We start from the raw sequence: 2,000 nt of genomic DNA, 5'->3' as shown, positions 1-2,000 counted from the left end.
CTTTTCAGGTGGTAATAACTTCAATAATAGTTTTGAGACGACGTAGATCACGAAGAGGACGAAGAAGTCGCCGCCCATCCCCAGCGCCATCAGTTCAAACGCTTGTACCATATCAGCTGACATTCGTGCACCTCCTTAGCTAAAGAACGACAGCAACAGCCCACCGGCAATGACACTGCCGATTTGGCCGGCTACGTTGGCGCCGACGGCAAACATCAAGACGAAGTTCTTCGGATCTTCGGCTGTCGCCATTTGCTGGATCACCCGGCTGGACATTGGGAATGCGGAGATCCCGGCTGCCCCGATCATCGGGTTGATCTTTTCTTTACGGAACAAGTTCAATAACTTGGCAAACAGCACGCCGCCGATCGTGTCCATGATGAACGCGACTAACCCAAAGGCGATGATCATCAAAGTCTGGGTGTTCAAGAACAAGCTGGCTTGCATCTTGACAGCAATGGTCAAGCCCAACAAGATCGAGCAGATGTTGACCAATTCGTTTTGCGCGGTTTCGGATAAACGATCCAACACCCCGCATTCCCGCAAGATGTTGCCAAACATCAAGAATCCGACTAATGGCAAGGCGGTTGGTGCGATGAAGCCGGCTAAGATCGTGACGAAGATCGGGAAAATGATCTTGGTGGTCTTAGAAACGCCTTCGGCCTTGTAAGTCATGCGGATCTGACGTTCTTTTTTGGTGGTGACCAAGCGAATGGCAAAAGGCTGAATGATCGGCACTAACGCCATATACGAGTACGCCGCCACGGCGATCGCCCCGAGCAGATTCGGCGCCAGTTGGTTGGAAACAAAGATCGAAGTGGGGCCATCAGCCGCCCCAATGATCCCGATGCTGGCAGCTTCTTTGATATCAAAACCTGCCAATACGGCGATGATGACCACAAAGAAGATCCCGAATTGGGCTGCCGCCCCGAACAAGAGCATGAATGGATTTTGCAGCAGCGGGCCAAAGTCGATCATGGCCCCGATCCCGATAAAGATCAGCAGCGGGAATAATTCGGTGTTGATCCCGGCTTTAAACAGGACATCTAAGATCCCTTCTGCTTTAGAGCCGCCGATCACTTGCGTCAGCACCCCGGAATTGGGGAAGTTGACTAAGATCGTCCCTAACCCCATCGGCACCAGCAAGGTGGGTTCATAGTTTTTCTTGATCCCCAAGTACATCAAGACGCCGCCGATCAGCATCATCGCGATTTGCCCTGGGGTGATGGATAGAATCGTTTGTAATAATGTGTCCATAGCAGCCTCCCTACTGGATAAAGATCAGGTTATCTCCTGAATTGACCGTATCGCCTTTGGTAACAGCGATGGCGGTGACCGTACCAGCCTTTGGCGCAACGATTTCATTTTCCATCTTCATGGCTTCCAAGATCATCACCGGTTGGTTTTCGGTGACCTGATCGCCGACTTTGACGTTGATCTTGGTGATACTGCCTGGCATCGGTGCCGTCAGCGGTTCACCGTCACCGCTGGCAGCCGGTGCTGGCGCAGCAGGTGCTGGGGCCGGTTGTGGGGCCGCAGCTGCCGGAGCAGGCGCTGCTGGGGCTGGGGCTGGCGCTGCTTGTGGTTGTGGAGCGCCAACCTCTTCCATTTCAACTAAATATTCTTTACCGTCGATCTTGATCTTAAACTTGCGTAGCATCTGCGCCACTCACCTTTCTACGAATTGATTTAACAACGAATTGTTTGCCGCTGGTGGCGGCTGCGACGGAAGCGGCGATCACCGCGACGCGTTGCGCTTCCGGATTTTGCACCGCGAGCCGCCTTAAATGCAGCTCGTGATCAGGAACAGTCGCGGCTGCGGTGGCTGCGGCGATCACGACTGCGATCGGCTCATCATGCGGGTCGATGGTGAGGTAATTCGGGACCAATTCCCATTCTTCACGCGGCGCACTCGGCTGCGGGGCCGGTTTCGGTGCCTCAACAGGCGCCGCCGGTTGCTTTTTCTTAAAAAAACGGAACATCCTATGCCTCCTTTGCGC

4 protein-coding genes are annotated in these 2,000 nt (G+C 53.9%); all 4 read right to left on the bottom strand.

Annotated features, from left to right (window positions below; translation table 11 throughout):
* The coding region (locus tag EKM91_RS14205; protein WP_420795952.1) for an OadG-related small transporter subunit at positions 1–111 on the bottom strand (111 nt) is incomplete at its 3' end.
* Positions 112–135: 24 nt separating this feature from the next.
* Positions 136–1,257 (bottom strand): sodium ion-translocating decarboxylase subunit beta, encoded by a 1,122-nt coding sequence (locus EKM91_RS13680; RefSeq protein WP_125754442.1) that lies wholly within the window; start codon positions 1,255–1,257, stop codon positions 136–138.
* A 10-nt stretch (positions 1,258–1,267) separates the two neighbouring features.
* Positions 1,268–1,660 (bottom strand): acetyl-CoA carboxylase biotin carboxyl carrier protein subunit, encoded by a 393-nt coding sequence (locus EKM91_RS13675; protein WP_125754441.1) that lies wholly within the window; start codon positions 1,658–1,660, stop codon positions 1,268–1,270.
* Positions 1,644–1,982: a hypothetical protein gene (locus EKM91_RS13670; RefSeq protein WP_125754440.1), complete on the bottom strand. Its 339-nt coding sequence runs from the start codon at positions 1,980–1,982 to the stop codon at positions 1,644–1,646. Before EKM91_RS13670 ends, EKM91_RS13675 begins: the two co-directional genes overlap by 17 nt.
* Between the last annotated feature and the right edge of the window lie 18 nt (positions 1,983–2,000).

The sequence above is a fragment of the Lacticaseibacillus baoqingensis genome, assembly GCF_003946165.1.
GTDB classification, from domain to species: Bacteria; Bacillota; Bacilli; order Lactobacillales; family Lactobacillaceae; genus Lacticaseibacillus; species Lacticaseibacillus baoqingensis.
The sequence above is the reverse complement of the archived record's forward strand: the minus strand, read 5'-3'. Positions and strand labels throughout refer to the sequence as shown.

Coding starts and splice junctions, on each gene's coding strand:
- EKM91_RS13680 (WP_125754442.1), bottom strand. CDS start 1,257: ATGGACACATTATTACAAACGATTCTATCCATCACCCCAGGGCAAATC.
- EKM91_RS13675 (WP_125754441.1), bottom strand. CDS start 1,660: ATGCTACGCAAGTTTAAGATCAAGATCGACGGTAAAGAATATTTAGTT.
- EKM91_RS13670 (WP_125754440.1), bottom strand. CDS start 1,982: ATGTTCCGTTTTTTTAAGAAAAAGCAACCGGCGGCGCCTGTTGAGGCA.